12 protein-coding genes are annotated in these 16,877 nt (G+C 58.5%); 9 read left to right on the top strand and 3 right to left on the bottom strand.

What is annotated here, in order from left to right; genetic code table 11:
• Positions 1–331: 331 nt before the first annotated feature.
• Genes DW112_RS02295 through DW112_RS02285 form a run of 3 tightly spaced genes read right to left on the bottom strand, consistent with a single transcriptional unit; the run spans position 332 to position 5,000 of the window.
• Entirely contained in the window at positions 332–2,188 is a 1,857-nt protein-coding gene (locus DW112_RS02295) for an ABC transporter ATP-binding protein (RefSeq protein ID WP_233545842.1), read from the bottom strand.
• The gene (locus tag DW112_RS02290; protein ID WP_117799753.1) at positions 2,188–4,554 is read right to left on the bottom strand and encodes an ABC transporter ATP-binding protein; all 2,367 of its coding nucleotides are present in this window, start codon (positions 4,552–4,554) and stop codon (positions 2,188–2,190) included. The genes DW112_RS02295 and DW112_RS02290 overlap by 1 nt, the downstream gene beginning before the upstream one ends.
• Entirely contained in the window at positions 4,551–5,000 is a 450-nt protein-coding gene (locus tag DW112_RS02285; protein ID WP_117775934.1) for a MarR family winged helix-turn-helix transcriptional regulator, read from the bottom strand. The genes DW112_RS02290 and DW112_RS02285 overlap by 4 nt, the downstream gene beginning before the upstream one ends.
• Before the next feature lie 550 nt (positions 5,001–5,550).
• Between DW112_RS02285 and pflB the strand changes: the two genes are divergently transcribed.
• The 9 genes from pflB (at position 5,551) to mtnN (ending at position 16,862) form a co-directional block, all read left to right on the top strand.
• On the top strand, positions 5,551–7,602 hold the full coding sequence (pflB, locus tag DW112_RS02280) for a formate C-acetyltransferase (protein ID WP_117629918.1): 2,052 nt from the start codon (positions 5,551–5,553) through the stop codon (positions 7,600–7,602).
• Between the two features lie 85 nt (positions 7,603–7,687).
• Positions 7,688–7,939 (top strand): autonomous glycyl radical cofactor GrcA3, encoded by a 252-nt coding sequence (grcA3, locus tag DW112_RS02275; protein ID WP_117583521.1) that lies wholly within the window; start codon positions 7,688–7,690, stop codon positions 7,937–7,939.
• A 301-nt stretch (positions 7,940–8,240) separates the two neighbouring features.
• Positions 8,241–9,251, top strand: a complete 1,011-nt coding sequence (locus DW112_RS02270) for a LacI family DNA-binding transcriptional regulator (protein ID WP_233545841.1) — start codon at positions 8,241–8,243, stop codon at positions 9,249–9,251.
• Between the two features lie 184 nt (positions 9,252–9,435).
• Positions 9,436–10,818 (top strand): family 43 glycosylhydrolase, encoded by a 1,383-nt coding sequence (locus tag DW112_RS02265; protein WP_118328249.1) that lies wholly within the window; start codon positions 9,436–9,438, stop codon positions 10,816–10,818.
• Positions 10,819–10,863: 45 nt separating this feature from the next.
• Positions 10,864–12,315, top strand: a complete 1,452-nt coding sequence (locus DW112_RS02260; protein WP_118328248.1) for a PTS transporter subunit EIIC — start codon at positions 10,864–10,866, stop codon at positions 12,313–12,315.
• A gap of 101 nt (positions 12,316–12,416) precedes the next feature.
• A complete protein-coding gene (locus tag DW112_RS02255) occupies positions 12,417–13,859 on the top strand; it encodes a glycoside hydrolase family 32 protein (protein WP_158571722.1) in 1,443 nt (480 codons plus the stop codon).
• A 276-nt stretch (positions 13,860–14,135) separates the two neighbouring features.
• Positions 14,136–14,990 (top strand): DegV family protein, encoded by an 855-nt coding sequence (locus tag DW112_RS02250; protein WP_233503811.1) that lies wholly within the window; start codon positions 14,136–14,138, stop codon positions 14,988–14,990.
• A 186-nt stretch (positions 14,991–15,176) separates the two neighbouring features.
• Positions 15,177–15,995: a pyruvate formate-lyase-activating protein gene (gene pflA / locus DW112_RS02245; protein WP_118328246.1), complete on the top strand. Its 819-nt coding sequence runs from the start codon at positions 15,177–15,179 to the stop codon at positions 15,993–15,995.
• Positions 15,996–16,121: 126 nt separating this feature from the next.
• Positions 16,122–16,862, top strand: coding sequence for a 5'-methylthioadenosine/S-adenosylhomocysteine nucleosidase (gene mtnN, locus DW112_RS02240; protein ID WP_117766538.1), 741 nt, complete (start codon positions 16,122–16,124; stop codon positions 16,860–16,862).
• Positions 16,863–16,877: the final 15 nt, after the last annotated feature.

Raw genomic sequence — 16,877 nt, 5'->3', positions numbered from 1 at the left:
TACTGTTGCTATCGTAGTGTCATATTGCCGGCATAAGATAATAGACATAACAGAAAATATGTTCATTAACCTTAACACATATAAGCCCGCTATAGAACTATTTGAGTAATTTAGGGGCGCTTGCAAGCCGTGCGGGCAGCATATGGGGCTGTTTTGGCTGTTACTAAAAAGGTAACAGTACTCATATTTGCCATTTTTTGCCCACAGGGGCTGGAAAGGACCGTCAATTCGGCTCCAGGGGATGCGGTCCAAGGGCCGCAGAACGAAAAATGGGGGCGCTGGTTGTCCTGCGCCCCCATTCTTTGGGTATTGCGGTTGTTTGCCGCCGGTTTTACGCCGCCTCGTCGAACTGCGAGTTGTACAGGTCGGCGTAGAAGCCGCCCTGGGCGAGCAGTTCGTCGTGTGTGCCCTTCTCGACGATGTCGCCGTCGCGGATCACCAAGATCACGTCGGCGTTACGGATCGTGGACAGGCGGTGCGCGATGACAAAGCTTGTACGGCCTTGCATCAGCGCATCCATGGCGCGCTGAATGAGCTCCTCGGTGCGGGTGTCCACGTTGGAAGTCGCCTCGTCTAGAATCAGCGCCGGGCGGTCGGCCAAAATGGCGCGGGCGATGGTCACGAGTTGGCGCTGGCCCTGTGAGAGGTTGGTGCCCTCCTCATTGATCATAAAGTCGTAGCCGCCGGCGAGCGTATGGATAAAGTGGTCGCAGCGTGCGGCGCGTGCGGCGGCCTCGACCTCGGCGTCGGTCGCATCGGGGCGTCCGTAGCGGATGTTCTCGCGGATGGTGCCGTTAAACAGCCAGGTGTCCTGCAGCACCATGGCAAACTCGCCGCGCAGCGCCGCGCGGTCCCAGTCGCGCACGTCGACGCCTTCGACGCGCAGCGAACCGCCGTCCACGTCGTAAAAGCGCTGCAGCAGCTTAATGAGCGTGGTCTTGCCGGCGCCGGTGGGGCCGACGATGGCAATGGTTTGGCCGGGCTGCGCCTCGCAGCTAAAGTCGTGGATGATGGTCTTGTCGGGCGTGTAGCCAAACTTGACATGGTCGAACTCCACGTGGCCGGGACGCTTCTCGGGGATCTGCGCGTCGGCCTTCTGCTCCTCCTCGGGCGCGGCCAAGAACTCAAAGACACGCTCGGTGGCGGCGGCCATCGACTGCATCGTGTTGCTCACGTTGCCCAGCTGCTGCACGGGCTGCGTAAAGTTGCGAACGTACTGGATAAAGCTCTGAATATCGCCAGGCGTGGCATTGCCGGTCAGCGCGAGCTGCGCGCCCACCACGACGACGCCCACGTAGCCCATGTTGCCCACCAAGCTCATAAGCGGCATCATCAGGCCCGACAGGAACTGCGAGCGCCAGCCACTAATAAAGAGGCGGTCGTTTTGACGGTCGAACTCCTCGATCGAGGCCTCGGCGCGGTCGAACACCTGAATGACGTTCTGGCCGGCAAAGTCCTCCTCGATAATGCCGTTGACGGTGCCCAGGACCTGCTGCTGCTCGCGGAAGTACGGCTGCGAGAAGTGAATCATTACGGTTAGGATAATCGCGGCTGCCGGCAGCGTGAGCACGGTGACGCCGGTAAGTGGCAGGCTGATCGATAGCATCATGACGAGCACGCCGATAATCTGCGTCACTGACGTGATGAGCTGCGTCACGGACTGGTTGAGGCTCTGACCCAGCGTATCGACGTCGTTGGTGATGCGGCTGAGCACGTCGCCCTTGCTGTGGCCGTTGAAGTAGCTCATCGGCACGACGGCGATCTTGGCGGCGATTTCCTTGCGCATACGGTAACAAATCTTTTGCGTGACGCCGGTCATAAGCCAGCCTTGGATGAGGCTGCAGACAGAGCTTGCCAGATACAGGCAGAGCAAAAAGCCGAGCGTCTTGGCGATCCAGGCAAAGTCGACATCGCCGGTACCGTTGACCTTGGAGACCAGGCCTTCGAACAGTTTGGTCGTAACCTGGCCGAGCACCTTGGGTCCCACAATGTTAAAGATGACCGAGCACACGGCAAAGGCGACGGCGGCAAACACGGCAACCTTGTGTTGACCGATATAGCCGAGCAACTGCCTCATGGTACCCTTAAAGTCCTTGGCCTTTTCGCCGCGGCCCATGCCACCCATGCGGCCCATGGGACCGCGCCGGCGGGTGGGCTTGGGAATCTGAGTCTTGGTCTTGTCTGCCATTAGCGCTCGCCTCCTTCCATGACGGCTTCAATTTCTTCTTGGGTGAGCCCCAGCTCCTCGGCGGAAAGCTGCGACTGTGCGATCTCCAGGTACGCTGGGCAGCTGTGCAGCAGCTCCTCGTGCGTACCGGTGCCCACCACGTGGCCGTCGTCGAGCACGATGATCTGGTCGGCGTGCATGATGGTCGCGATGCGCTGGGCCACGACCACGAGCGCGGCGTCGGTAACGTTTTTGGCAAGCTCCTCGCGCAGGCGCGCGTCTGTTTTGTAGTCGAGGGCGCTAAACGAGTCATCGAACACCACGACCTCGGGCTTTTTGGCCAGGGCGCGGGCGATGGCCAGACGCTGGCGCTGGCCGCCCGAGACATTGGATCCGCCCTGGCTGATGGGGGAGTCGTAGCCGCCCTCGCGCTCGGCGATAAAGTCCTCGGCTTGGGCGATGCGCGCGGCCCGGTGCATGTCCTCGTCGCTCACCATGTTGCCGGCAAACTTGAGGTTGCTCTCAACGGTGCCCGAGAACAGACGACCCTGCTGCGGGATGTAACCAATGCGGCGGCGCAGCTCGGAAAGGGTCATGTCGCGCACGTCGATGCCGTCGAGCGAAATGCTGCCGCCCGTGACGTCGTACAGGCGCGGAATCAGCTGCACGAGCGTGGACTTGCCCGAGCCCGTGGAGCCAATGATGCCGAGCATCTGACCGGCGTGCGTGGTGAAGTTCACGCCGCTGATGACATCGGCGCGGGCGTCGGGGTATTGGAAGCTCACGTCGCGGAAGCACAGCTCGCCGTGCGGCGCGCTGGCCGCGGGCAGTTTGGGCGAGGCGGGGTCGTTGATGCTCGTGGGGCAAGTGATGACCTCTTCCACGCGCTCGGCTGCGACCTCGGCACGGGGCAGGATAACCGAAACCATGGTGAGGATCATAAACGCCATGACGATCTGCATGGTATAGGAGATAAACGCCATCATGTTGCCGACCTGCATCACGCCGTCGGACACACCCTGCGCGCCAAACCAGACGATAAGCACGGTGATGCAGTTCATGACGAGCATCATGAGCGGCATCATAAAGCTCATAGCTCGGTTGGTGTAGAGCTGTGTGGTCATCAGGTCGAGCGATGCCTTGTCAAAACGCTCGAGCTCATGCTCCTCGCGGTTGAACGAGCGGATGGGCATAAGGCCGTCGAGCAGCTCGCGGGCGGTGAGGTTCACGCGGTCCACAAAGCTCTGCATCTTTTTGAACTTGGGCATGGTAAGGCCCATGAGCACGCCGACGACGGCCGAGACCGCGATGATGGCCACGGCGATGGTCCACTCCAGGCCGGTGTGGTTGGCCAGGACGCGCATGACCGCGACGATACCCATGACAGGCGCCATGAGGCACATGCGAATGAACAGAGTCGCTGCCATCTGGATCTGCTGAATGTCGTTGGTGCAGCGGGTGATGAGCGAGGCCTGGCTAAACTTGCCCACCTCGGCCGGCGAGAAGTGCATGACCTTGTTGAAGGTCTCGCGGCGCAGGTCGCGGGCGATGGAGCAGGCGGTGCGCGACGCCACAGCGCCGGTCAGGATGGTGGCGACCAGCGAGATCAGGCACAGGCCAAACATCGTGGTCGCCATGCGGCTCAGGTAGGCGTTCTGCACGTCGGCGGGGTCGATGCCCTGCGCCTTGTACTCGTCCTGCACGTAGGTCACGGCGCGCTGCGTGACGATAGAGCCCGACATGGAGCCCATTTTGTCCGCCATTTCGTTGGCGCCTTCGACGAGCTTGCCCTGGTCGATCAAGCCACCTTCAACGCCCAGACGCAGGCTCTTCATGGTGATCTTGCCGCCGTCGGCATCAATCTGCTTTTGCATGTTCTGTGCCGCTGCGGCCTTCTGCTGCATCTCGGCGAGCTGCTCGGGCGTCATCGCCGCCATCTGCTCGGGGGTGGGCATGTCCTGGGCGGCGCTGTTGTCTTTTTCGCTGGACGTGCCCATCATGTCGCCCATGGAGCTGGCGTCGATGCCCTGGTTGAGCGAAAGGACGACGGTCTCGGGCAGGCTCATGATGTCGGCAATCTTGCCGCCGTCGGCGCGCTCCTCCTCGGTGCCCTTGTACGTTCGAATGCCGTTGTTGTCCGCCTTGCTAAACACGGCATCCACAGCTTTGGCGTCCTTGGCGCCCATAAAGAGCTTGAGGTCATCGAGCGATTCGGCGCGAATGGTGTCGGGCACGGGTGAGGCGATGCCGCCTTGCTGCACGCCCACATCGACGATGTCACTCATATACGTAGGCAGCGCTAGGTCGGCATTGCAACTGATTACGATAAGTACGATAGCCGTGAGCAGCGCCAGGACATGTTTTTTAAAGAGCTTGAGAATCCTCACTCGGCATCTCTCCTTTCTTGGTTGCGGTCGATAATTTCGTTGGCACGCCTTAGAAGGCGCACCATCTCTTGGGTATCCGTTTCGCCGAGCTGCTCGAGAAAGGCCGCGGTGCGGTCCTCGAATTCCCGACGTTTGATTTCGAGGTCTTGTCGGCCTTTGTCGGTCACCGTGACGTGTACGCGACGACGGTCGGTTTTTGAGTGCTCGCGCTCGACCCAGCCCTTGCCCTCGAGGGCGCGCAGGATGTTGGCGATGCGGGCGCTCGAGACCCAAGCGCGATCGGCGAGTTCGCTCGGCGTAAGCGAACCGCCGGCGAGCATGAGAGCGCGCATGACGGCCATCTCGCCGCTCATCGCCTGGTCGACAAAACGCGAAACGTGCTGGTGCATGCTGCCAAACTCGGTAAAGAGCTGACGCCCAAGCTCATGGAAATCGGTATCTTCCACCGAAAACCCCTAACACTAGAAACTATTTTCGGTGGAAGATGATACCCCTGCACGCGCACCCTATACGGTAGATTTTTGGGACATGTCTAGAAAACTACCTTTAGGCGACCTCCGTGCACCGTCGGTACCAGCAAAGTTAGGGGTAGATCTCTAGGCATGTCCCAAAGCCTACTCAGAGGCACTTTACCCTGCTAAAGCTGGCATAACAGCTAGAGTGAACGTCGTACAAAGGCAAGGAAAAATACCAAACAAATCGGTGAACGGTAGTTGTTCGCGATCGCATTTCCTGCGGATTTGTTAAAAACGCCCTAATGGTATAAAAAAAGAAACATATAACAGCCCTGATGAAGGGGGTGGCTATGTTATCCTTCTCAAACGGGTGAAATCTTGGGTTTGGGTTGCAGTTCCAAGGTGGACAAACGTTTTTCCCTGCACCAACGTGTGGTGAAGAACGGAAGAAGCCGGTAGTGCAAGCCGAAAATTCAAGAATTCAATAAGCAGCGGTGTGAGAGAGCGCCGCATTACACGTAACTAGGAGCGTGGTTACACAATGCAGGAGGCATGGGAAGGCTTCAAGGAAGGCATCTGGACGGGAGAGGTTGACGTCCGAGACTTCATCCAGAAGAACTACACCCCCTACGAGGGCGACGAGTCGTTCCTCGCCGGTCCGACCGAGCGTACCAAGGAGCTGTGGGGCGAAGTTCTCGACCTGCTGCTCAAGGAGCGTGAGCAGGGCGGCGTCCTCGATATGGACACCAAGACCGTCACGGGCATCGTGAGCCACCCCGCTGGCTACATCGATAACGCCCACCGCGAGAAGGAGACCATCGTTGGCCTCCAGACCGACAAGCCGCTCAAGCGCGCGCTGCACGTCAACGGCGGCATCCGCATCGCTTGCCAGGCTGCCAGCCAGCACGGCTACAAGGTCGACGAGAACGTTGTCGAGCGCTACACCTTCGAGCGCAAGACCCACAACGCCGGCGTCTTCGATGTTTACACCCCCGAGATGCGTGCTTGCCGCTCGGCTCACATCATCACCGGTCTGCCCGATGGCTATGGCCGCGGCCGCATCATCGGCGACTACCGTCGTGTCGCCCTGTACGGTGTCGACTACCTGATCAAGGACAAGGAGGCCCAGAAGGCTTCCACCCCGACGGTCATGACCGCCGACAACATCCGCGATCGTGAGGAGCTGCAGGAGCAGATTCGCGCCCTCGGCGAGCTCAAGATGATGGCCGAGACCTATGGTTTCGACATTTCCAACCCTGCTACCAACACGCAGGAGGCCATCCAGTGGATGTACTTCGCCTACCTCGCTGCCGTTAAGGAGCAGAACGGCGCCGCTATGTCCATCGGCCGCACCTCCACGTTCATCGACATCTACGCTGAGCGCGACCTTGCCAACGGTACCTTCACCGAGGAGCAGATCCAGGAGTTCGTGGATCACTTCATCATGAAGCTCCGCATGGTCAAGTTTGCCCGTACCCCCGAGTACCAGGCCCTGTTCACCGGCGATCCGCAGTGGGTCACCGAGTCCATCGGCGGCATGGGTGTTGACGGCCGTACGCTCGTTACCAAGATGAGCTACCGTTACCTGCACACGCTCGAGAACATGGGCACCAGCCCCGAGCCCAACATGACCGTTCTGTGGTCGACCCGTCTGCCCGAGAACTTCAAGAAGTTCTGCGCCAAGACTTCTGTCGCCAGCTCCTCGATTCAGTACGAGAACGACGACCTCATGCGCGTCTACCACGGCGACGACTACGGCATTGCCTGCTGCGTGTCCTCCATGCGCATCGGCAAGGAGATGCAGTTCTTCGGCGCCCGCGCCAACCTGGCCAAGTGCCTGCTGTACGCACTCAACGGCGGTGTTGACGAGGTCTCCAAGAAGCAGGTCGGCCCCAAGTATCGCGCCGTCGAGGGCGATACGCTCGATTACGACGACGTTGTGGCCAAGTACAACGACATGATGAAGTGGCTCGCTGGCGTGTACGTCAACTCGCTGAACATCATCCACTACATGCACGACAAGTATTGCTACGAGCGCATCCAGATGGCTCTGCACGACAAGCACGTGCACCGCTGGTTCGCTACGGGCATTGCTGGCCTTTCCGTCGTGGCTGACTCCCTGTCCGCCATCAAGTACGCCAAGGTCCACCCCGTCCGCGACGAGAACGGCATCATTGTCGACTTCGAGACCGAGGGCGAGTTCCCCAAGTACGGTAACGACGACGACCGCGTCGACCAGATCGCTCACGACGTTGTGCACCAGTTCATGGAGTACATCCGCATGAACGACACCTACCGCAACTCCGTGCCCACGACCTCGGTTCTGACCATCACCTCCAACGTCGTGTACGGCAAGAAGACCGGTTCTACGCCTGATGGCCGCAAGGCTGGCCAGCCCTTCGCCCCGGGTGCTAACCCCATGCACAAGCGCGATAGCCACGGCGCCATCGCTTCGCTGTCTTCGGTTTCCAAGCTCCCGTTCCGCGATGCTCAGGACGGCATCTCCAACACCTTCTCCATCATCCCGGGTGCGCTCGGCAAGGAGGACCAGGTGTTCTTTGGCGATATCGACCTTGATCAGCTGGGCGAGTAACTATTGTTAGTGCTATACTAACAATAACGATTACTGATTAGTGCGCCGGTTTCGGCCGGCGCCTATCGATCGAAGGAGACACATTATGAAGGTTTCTGAAGTTTCCGAGACTCAGGCCGATAACCTGGTCCACATGCTCGACGCTTACGCCGAGAAGGGTGGCCACCACCTGAACATCAACGTCTTCAACCGTGAGACGCTGCTCGACGCTCAGGCTCACCCCGAGAAGTACCCGCAGCTGACCATTCGCGTTTCCGGCTACGCCGTGAACTTCCACACGCTCACCAAGGAGCAGCAGGACGAGGTCATTTCGCGTACCTTCCACGACAAGTTCTAAAGGGGTTTAACTCCCGCAGGATCGCCGGGCCGCTTTGGGTTACTTTCCAAAACGTCCTCGGACATGCAAAGGGCTCCGCTGCGCGCTTCGCGCGGCGGAGCCCTTTGCGTCCTGCGGAAATGTTTTGGAAAGTAACCCAAAGCGGCCCGGCGGGGGTCCTGTGTAGTCACCCTTTAGGCGGAACTCTCCTAATTATTTGGATGAGTCGTTTACTTACTTGTGCTGTTACCGTCTTCCCGCTGTTGTTGGGGTATGCTGTGTTCGTATGTAAACGTATGACATGTTGATGGGGGAGGGTGCTATGGCTCGCGAGGGCGCTCGTTCTAAGGATTCTGCTAAGCCTGGCATCAAGGAAGTTGCAGCGGTGGCGGGGGTTTCGCCTACTACGGTATCTCGCGTGCTGAATAATCGCGGCTATATTAGCCAAGAGACCCGCGATAAGGTCCATGCCGCGATGGAGCGCATCAACTATACGCCCAACGATATCGCCCGTGCCATGCTCAACGGTCGCCTTAATCTTATCGGTATGATCGTTCCCTTTGTGAGCAGCCCGTTCCATGCTCAGGTTGTGCAGGCGGTCGAGCGCACGTTGGCGGAAAATGGCTTTAAGATGTTGCTGTGCAACAGCGCCAATCGACCCGATCTTGAGCGTTCCTATATCGACATGCTCCGCCGCAATATGGTCGACGGCGTCATCGTCAACTCCCTCAATATCGGTGCCGAGGCATATGCCGAGATGGGCTTGAGCCTGGTTGGCATCGACTGCGATCTTGGCGAGGGCTCTGTCCAGATTGCAAGTGACAGCTATGGCATTGGCGAGCTCGCCACGCGCCGTCTGATTGATGACGGCTGCAGGCGTATCCTGTGCCTGCGCAGCAATAGCCGCATGCGCATGCCTGCCAATAAGCGTACCGATGCCTACCTCGATGTTGCTGAGCAAGCCGGCTTGTCCGCGCTTGTCCGTGAGGTTGAGTTCGTTAAGCCCGACGACGAAAAGGGCGCGGTCGTTGCGAAGATCCTCGATGAGAACCCCGATATTGACGGCATCTTTGCGGGAGACGATACGATGGCGGCCATCTGTCTCAACGTGATGAAGCAGCGCGGCTTGAGCGCTCCAGACGACATTAAGGTCGTGGGCGCGGATGGCGCCCGCCGCACTATGACGTTTATGCCTGACTTAACAACCGTTCGTCAAGATATCGATCGCATCGGAGAGCTCGCGGCGCAATCCATCATCGCTCTTGTTAACGGTGAAAAGCCCGAATCGAATACCAAGCTCCCCGTTGAACTCATTGAGGGCAAAACCGCGTAGTTCATCCCGTGCCAAAAGAATTCCTCAAACGCCTCTGATGACCGTTCGCCGCCATATGTCAACCGTTTGCCGACGACTGGAACTGCGAAAAGACGTATTAGTGTGAAAACGTTTGACATATGAAAACGATTGACATATCTTGCAGTTGTACCGAGTTAGTATCTTGTGGGAAAGGAAGTCTCGGATGCACAAGGTGTATTACCAGCCTGGGGGAATTTGGGTAGGCGACATCATGCCGTACGGCGAGGACGGCACGTTCTATCTCTATCATCAGCGTGACACGCGTAACCCCGAACCTTTCGGAGAGCCGTTTGGCTGGGCACTCGCTACGACCAAGGATTTCGTCAACTACAAGGACTTTGGCGAGAGCCTTGAGCGCGGCGGCGACGAGGAAGTCGACCAGTACATTTATGCCGGCACGGTGTTTAAGGTGGGCGACAAGTACCATGCGCTCTACACTGGTTGCAATCGCGATAAGGTCCGCGCACGTTTGATGAAGCAGGTTCTTCTTCACGCAACGAGCGACGACGCCGTCAAGTGGGAGAAGAACATCGCCGAGACGCTGCTTCCGCCCCAGGAGGGTTACGATGACCGCAACTGGCGCGATCCCTTTGTGCTTTGGGATGAGGAGAACGAAGAGTACATGCTCATCCTCGGCACGCGTGTGGGCGAGGACAAGCGTCTGATGACCGGCCGCCTGGTCAAGTTCACCTCCAAGGATCTGACCAACTGGGAGTTCCAGGGCGACTGGTGGAATCCGGGCCTGTACACCATGTTTGAGATGCCTGATCTCTTTAAGATGGGCGACTGGTGGTACCTCGTCTTTTCCGAGTACAGCGACGGCAACAAGACCCGTTACCGCATGTCCAAGTCCATCAACGGTCCTTGGATTACCCCCGCTGACGACTCCTTCGACGGCCGCGCGTACTACGCCGCTCGCACCGCATTCGATGGCGAGCGTCGCGTTCTCTTTGGTTGGGTTCCTACGCGTGACGAGGGCGGCGACCCCAGCTCTTACCTATGGGGTGGCACCTTTATGCCCCTCGAGATCGTTCAGCGTGCCGACGGAACGCTCGGCACCAAGCTCCCCGACAGCATGCTTGGCGCCTTTGGCGAGGCTAAGGCAGTCGAGACCTTTGAGCTTTCCTGCGAGTCGGGCAAGGTCGAGCAGGTGCTCGCCGCGGATGCCGGCTCCACCTATATGCTCGATGCCGACATTGAGCTCGGCGGTAACGCTGCCGGCTTCTCGGTCAAGTTCGCCGAGGACGCCGAGACCGGTCTTGCCTATGAGTTCCGCGCCAACCTGCGCGAGGGCAAGCTCGAGTTCACGCCGGCTCCCCAGTACCCGTGGTTCCAGGTCAACAACATGGGCCTCGAGCGTCCGTTGTTCTTTAAGGGCGAGGGCACTCACCATGTGCGTCTGGTCGTCGACGACGACATCGCGACCATCTTTGTCGATGACGTTGCGCTCAACGCTCGCTTCTGCAACAAGCAGGGCCAGGGTGTGGCGCTTACCGTCACCGACGGTGCGCTCAAGTGCGCAAACGCAACGATCGCGTCTCTGTAGCGGCAACGAATCGTTTTATGATTTAGAAAAGGAATGGAGAGGAACATGGACTACAAGGCAGTGTCCCAGCAAGTCGTCGACAACGTCGGCGGACTGGAGAACATCGAGGGCGCCACGCATTGCGTGACCCGTCTGCGTCTGGTGCTCAAGGATACGAGCAAATACAACAAGGCCGAGCTCGAGAACATCGATGGCGTCAAGGGCGTGCTGTACAACAGCGGCCAGCTCATGATCATCTTCGGTACCGGTACCGTCAACAAGGTTTACGATGAGTTTATGGCTCTGACGGGCGTTAAGGAGATTAGCGCTTCCGAGGTCAAGGGCGCCGAGGCGGACAAGAAGGGCAAGTTCTTCTCGGTCCTCAAGGTATTCTCGGACATCTTTATCCCCATCATTCCCGCCTTCGTCGGCGCTGCTATCATCATCGGCCTTAAGTCGTTGATCGTTGCCAACGGCCTCTTTGGCATGGAGGGCAGCCTCGCCGATCACAGCGAGTTCCTCAAGAACCTCGCAAGCTTCTTTGCCATTATCGCCACCACGTTCGACTACCTGCCTGTCCTGGTTATGTACAGCGCGGTCAAGCGTTTTGGCGGTAACCCGATCCTGGGCATCCTCGTCGGTATCGTCATGGTTCACCCGAGCCTTATGAACCGTAACACGTTCGTTATGGACCCGACGGGTGCTGAGTACTGGAACTTCGGTCCGCTCTCCATCCCCATGGTTGCTTTCCAGGGCGGCGTGTTCCCTGCAATCCTGACTGCCTGGTTTATGGCCAAGGTCGAAAAGATTGCCCAGAAGTACATCCCCGAGGTCGTCTCGTTTGTCTTTGTCCCGACCGTTACCCTGATTCTTGCTAACGTTGCCCTGTTCACCGTGTTCGGCCCGCTCGGCAACCTGATCGGCGACGTCCTCGCTGGCGTAATCGATGTCCTGTACAACAGGATGGGCGTCTTTGGTGCCTTTGTCTTCGCCGCGTTCCTGCAGCCGCTCGTCGTTACCGGTACGCATCAGTTCATCCAGGGTATCGAGGCAAACCTCGTTGCCACGACTGGCTTCAACTACATCCAGGCCATCTGGTCGGTCTCCATCATCGCCCAGGGCGGCGGCGCCATCGGCATGTACCTCATTCACAAGAAGCACTCCAAAGAGCGCAACATCTGCATGTCGTCCTTTATTCCGACGCTGGTCGGTATCTCCGAGCCCGCTATCTTCGCTGCAAACATGCGCTATTCGATCATTCCGTTCATCTGCGCATGCATCGGTGCAGGCTGCGGCGGTGCCTTCGTGAAGTTCTTTGAGGTGCGCGCCATCGGTCAGGGTCTGACCGGTGTGCTTGGCCTGCTCATCGTTACGCCCGAGACTCTCGTGTGGTATGTGGCTGGTAATCTCATCGCCTTTATCGTGCCGATCGTCTTGATCTTTGCCTACAACAAGGCAAAGGGCGTTCCGACCACCGATGAAGAGGGCGCTGGTGCTGGCTTCGATGTCAGCTTCTAGTTGAGCCGTTCAGCGTAATGTGCGGATAAGTCCATTTGAGGAAGGGCGCTCGGCTCGTGCGAGTCGAGCGTCCTTCCCTATAGACGAGAAAGTCAATGGCGATGTTTAATCAAAAAAATAAGGTGACACGCGCGGACTATGAGCAGTGGCGTGCCGGACAGGATGAGACGGCTGGTCGCATCGCGTCCGACCCCGATAGGCTCCTGTTCCATGTGGAGCCTGAGCTTGGCTGGCTCAACGACCCCAACGGTTTGGTTCAGATTGGTGATACGTATCACATCTATCATCAATACGATCCGTTCGATGCTGCGCATGGCGGTCCAGTGCTTTGGAACCATCTGACGACAAAGGATTTTGTGACGTACGAGAATCATGGCTCCGTGCTGTTCCCCGATTCCGATTTGGATTCGAACGGAGCGTATTCTGGTTCTGCCTTTGTACGCGATGGCAAGATTCACTACTTCTATACCGGCAACGTCAAGCATTTTGACCGCGATGATTACGACTACGTGTTGACGGGTCGTGAGCAAAACCAGATTCATATGGTTGCCGAGAATCCCGACGAATTGGGCGAGAAGTGCATAGCTGTTGGACCGGTCGATTACCCCGACGATATCGGTACGCACGTGCGCGACCCCAAGATCCTTGAGCACGACGGTATCTACTACATGGTTCTGGGCGCTCGTACGAAAGACGATCGCGGCTGCGTGCTTGTCTATACCTCGCGCGATCTAGAGGACTGGAACTATGCGACGCGTATTGAGCTGGGCGAGAAGTTTGGCTTTATGTGGGAGTGCCCCGATCTGTTCGAGCTCGATGGTGAGCTTATTCTCGTTTGCTGTCCGCAGGGTGTGCCTGCCGATGGATGGCGTTACCGCAATCCGCATCAGTGCGTGTGGTTCTCCATCGAGGCCGATTGGGAGGCGCCGAGCTTTAAAATCGTCGGGCAGGGCATGCCCCCGATGGTCGATGCCGGTTTTGATTTCTATGCTCCGCAGTCCTTTGAGGATGCTGCAGGCCGGCGTTTGATGATCGGATGGTCGGGTTGCCCCGACGCGACGGCAGAAAACCCGACGGTGGCGCGCGGGTGGCAGTGCGCGTTGACGGTGCCGCGAGAGCTGAGCATGCGCGATGGTAAGCTCTGCCAGCAGCCGGCGCACGAGATTGAGAGGATGCGCGGCGACTGCGTTCGCGCGACAGGCGGTGAAACCGTTGAGGAGCCGGGCCGCCTGTTTGATGTTGTGGTTTCCTGTGAGGGCGCCAAGATGGTCGAGCTCGAAATCCGCAAGGGTGTCTTTGTGCGCTATGCAGACGGGATGCTTGCCCTCGACATGGGTGACGAAGGCTATGGGCGCGACCAGAGGTCGATCGAGCTCAGCGAGCTTCGCGACCTGCGCGTGCTTTCGGACACTACGATGGTCGAGATTTTTGCAAATGGCGGCGAGGCGGCACTTACGAGCCGTACCTATTCGCCGGCGGTTCCGGCGATGGGGTTGCATGCCGAGAGTGCGGCGTCGATGGATTTCTACCGCCTCGCGCATTAACCATGCGTGAGGCACGATTGGACTTGCTGGGCGGAATGTGTTGCAGTTGCCGCAGCGAACTACCGTTTATCGCGTATAGCTACCGTTTGCGGGATAAGTAACACTCATTTATAAACCGTGTAAAATCTCAGCCAAGCACGGAGTTTTCCAGGGAGACGCTGTCCTTTGTTATGTGCAAGGGACGGCGTCTCTTTGGCGCTTGGACGCCGTTGTGCAACAGTGCGGCGGCGCGTGCCATGTATTGAAAAACCAATGTCGAGATGGGTCGTGATAAGAATGGGCAAGTACGTAATCGTGGTTGAATCTGGTTCGGATGTGACGCCAGAGCTCTGCGAACGCTACGGCATCGTGCGCGTGCCCATGCATGTCACGATTGGTGACGAGACCGTCGAGGACGGCTCGATCGATCCGCTCGAGATTTATTCGCGCTGCAACGAGTTTGGCGTGATGCCCAAGACCAGTGGCTGCGCACCGGCAGATTTCTCCCGTGTGTACGACCGCATTCACGCCGAGCAGCCCGACGCGACTATTCTGCATCTCGCGTATTCCGAGGCCACGACCTGCTCGCATCAGTCCTCAAAGATTGCGGCCCAGGGGCGCGACTACGTGTTCTCCATGGACACGCGCTTTGTCTCGGTGGGCCAGTCGCTCGTTGTCGTCGAGACCGCCAAATACATCGAGGCTCACCCCGATGCCACCGTCGACGAGATCTTTGCATTTACGAACTCCGTCATGGACCGCGTGCTGTTGGGCTTTGTTCCTACGGACCTTGCCTTCCTTAAGGCGGGCGGTCGCTTGTCCAACGTCGCGTTCCTAGGCGCCCATCTGCTCAAGATTAAGCCCTGCATTGAGGTGACGGGCGGCAAGTTCGTGGCGACTAAGAAGTTCCGCGGCTCTATGCTCAAGTGCGCCCGCGCCTTTATTGACCACATGGTTGCCAAGGGCGAGATCGACTACTCGCACATTGGCCTGGCGTATTCGGTGGGCCTTTCCCAGGAGCTGCGCGACGACATGGAGGTCTATGCGCATGACCTGGGCTTTAAGGATATTACCTGGACTCAGGTTGGCGGTGTCATCTCGAGCCATTGCGGCCCGACCGCCTTCGGTGCGGTGCTCACGCTTAAGGCGTAAGGCCTGGCGTCTATCGATTTCTATTGCCTCGGCGACGGGCGGGTTGTGACAACCTTCCCGCCGCTTTTGCGTGAAGTAAAATAGGACGACCTAATTGACCCCTAAACCGTTTTGCCATCATGCGTATGGGCTAGAATGGCTCTGACATTTATGTAACTAAAACCAATGAGAGGCAAGGTAGCGGGAATGGCTGAGATGACGCTCGAGGGTGTGGACGCTCGTCCCGAGGACTCTGCGTTTGCCCTGGGCCGCGTGCATTCGATTGAGACGATGGGTACGGTCGACGGTCCCGGCATCCGCTTTGTGGTGTTTGTTCAGGGCTGCCCCATGCGCTGCGCGTATTGCCACAATCCCGATACCTGGTCTGTTAACGGTGGCACGATGGTGACCGTCGAGCACCTCATGGATGAGTTCCAGAGTAACCATGAGTTCTATCGCAGCGGCGGAATTACGGTTTCGGGTGGCGAGCCGCTCCTCCAGCCCGAGTTTTTGGCCGGTCTGTTCCGTGCAATGCACAACAATTCAGATGGTCGCGTGCATACCTGCCTTGACAGCTGCGGATATGCGTTTGACCCCAACCACCCCGAGAAGTTCGATGCCGTTCTCAGCGAGACCGACATGGTGCTGCTCGACATCAAACATGCCGATCCGGCTGAGCATAAAAAGCTGACCGGCTGCGATCCCGCACGCATTCTGGCGTTTGGCGATGAGCTGGCGCGTCGCAAGATTAAGGTCGTTATCCGTCACGTGGTAGTGCCGGGCATTACCGACACGGTGGAGGAGTGCGAGGCACTCGGTCGCCTGATCGCTCCATGGCACAACGTGGTGGGTTTGGAGATGCTGCCGTATCACACGATGGGTGTCGTCAAGTACGAGCAACTGGGCATTCCCTATAAGCTTGAGGGCGTACCTCAGATGGATACCGCGCGCATGCCCGAGCTGCGCAATGCCGTTATGGCCGGTATGAAAAAGCGCCGTGCGGAGCTCAGGTCGGCCATCGGCTAACAAGCCATTTTTGCCCCTTTATGATACCCGAGCTGTACTGGCCTAACGGCTTGGTGCTGACACGGTTGAGCCAAAATGCTGGTACCATACCGTGGATAAGCAATTTGCACGGATTTGGGGGATGGCATGGCAACCATCGCGATCATAGGCGCACTCGAAAAAGAGGTTGCGCAGATTAAGGAAGAGCTGAGTGGCACGCATGAGTCGCAGGAGGCGGGCTTGACCGTTGTGAACGGTGGGCTTTCGGGTCTGACAGTAGTCGCCACGACGGCAGGCATGGGGACCGTGAACGCCGCTGCCGCAACGCAGCATCTCATCAGCAAATACGCCCCGCAGGCCGTTGTGTTTTCGGGCATTGCGGGCGGCCTAAACCCTAAACTCCATATTAACGACGTGGTTATAGGCAAGTGCCTGCGCTATCTGGATACCGATACGGCACTCATCGCCGAGTCCGCGCCGGGGCTCGAGGAGTTTGTCTCGACACCGGCGTTGGCTGATGTTGCCGCCGCCGTGCTTGCCGAGCATGGATTTGTGGATGCCTCGGCGGATGAGACTTCTGCGGAGAAGGACCCCAAGCAGTTCCTGTGTGGCACTATCGCCACGGGTGATCGCTTTGTTACGGGTGACGCCATGCGTAACGCTGCGATTGAGGCCACGCATGCCGATTGCGTCGAGATGGAGGGCGCGGCAATTGCGCACATCGCGGCCAAGAATGGTGTCGATTGCCTGGTACTGCGCGCTATCAGCGATAATTGTGACGAGGCATATGACGCGTTTTGCGAGCGCGAGTTCGATCTGGACGAGTACGCTCGCACCGCGAGCGGCATCACGCTTGACATCGTTCGTCGTATCGCCGCCGCGCAATAGCACGCCCGTTTTGTA

This window comes from Collinsella sp. AM09-41 (assembly GCF_003473245.1).
GTDB lineage: Bacteria > Actinomycetota > Coriobacteriia > Coriobacteriales > Coriobacteriaceae > Collinsella.
Note: the sequence above shows the minus strand (reverse complement) of the source record. Positions and strands in the feature narration are given on the sequence as shown.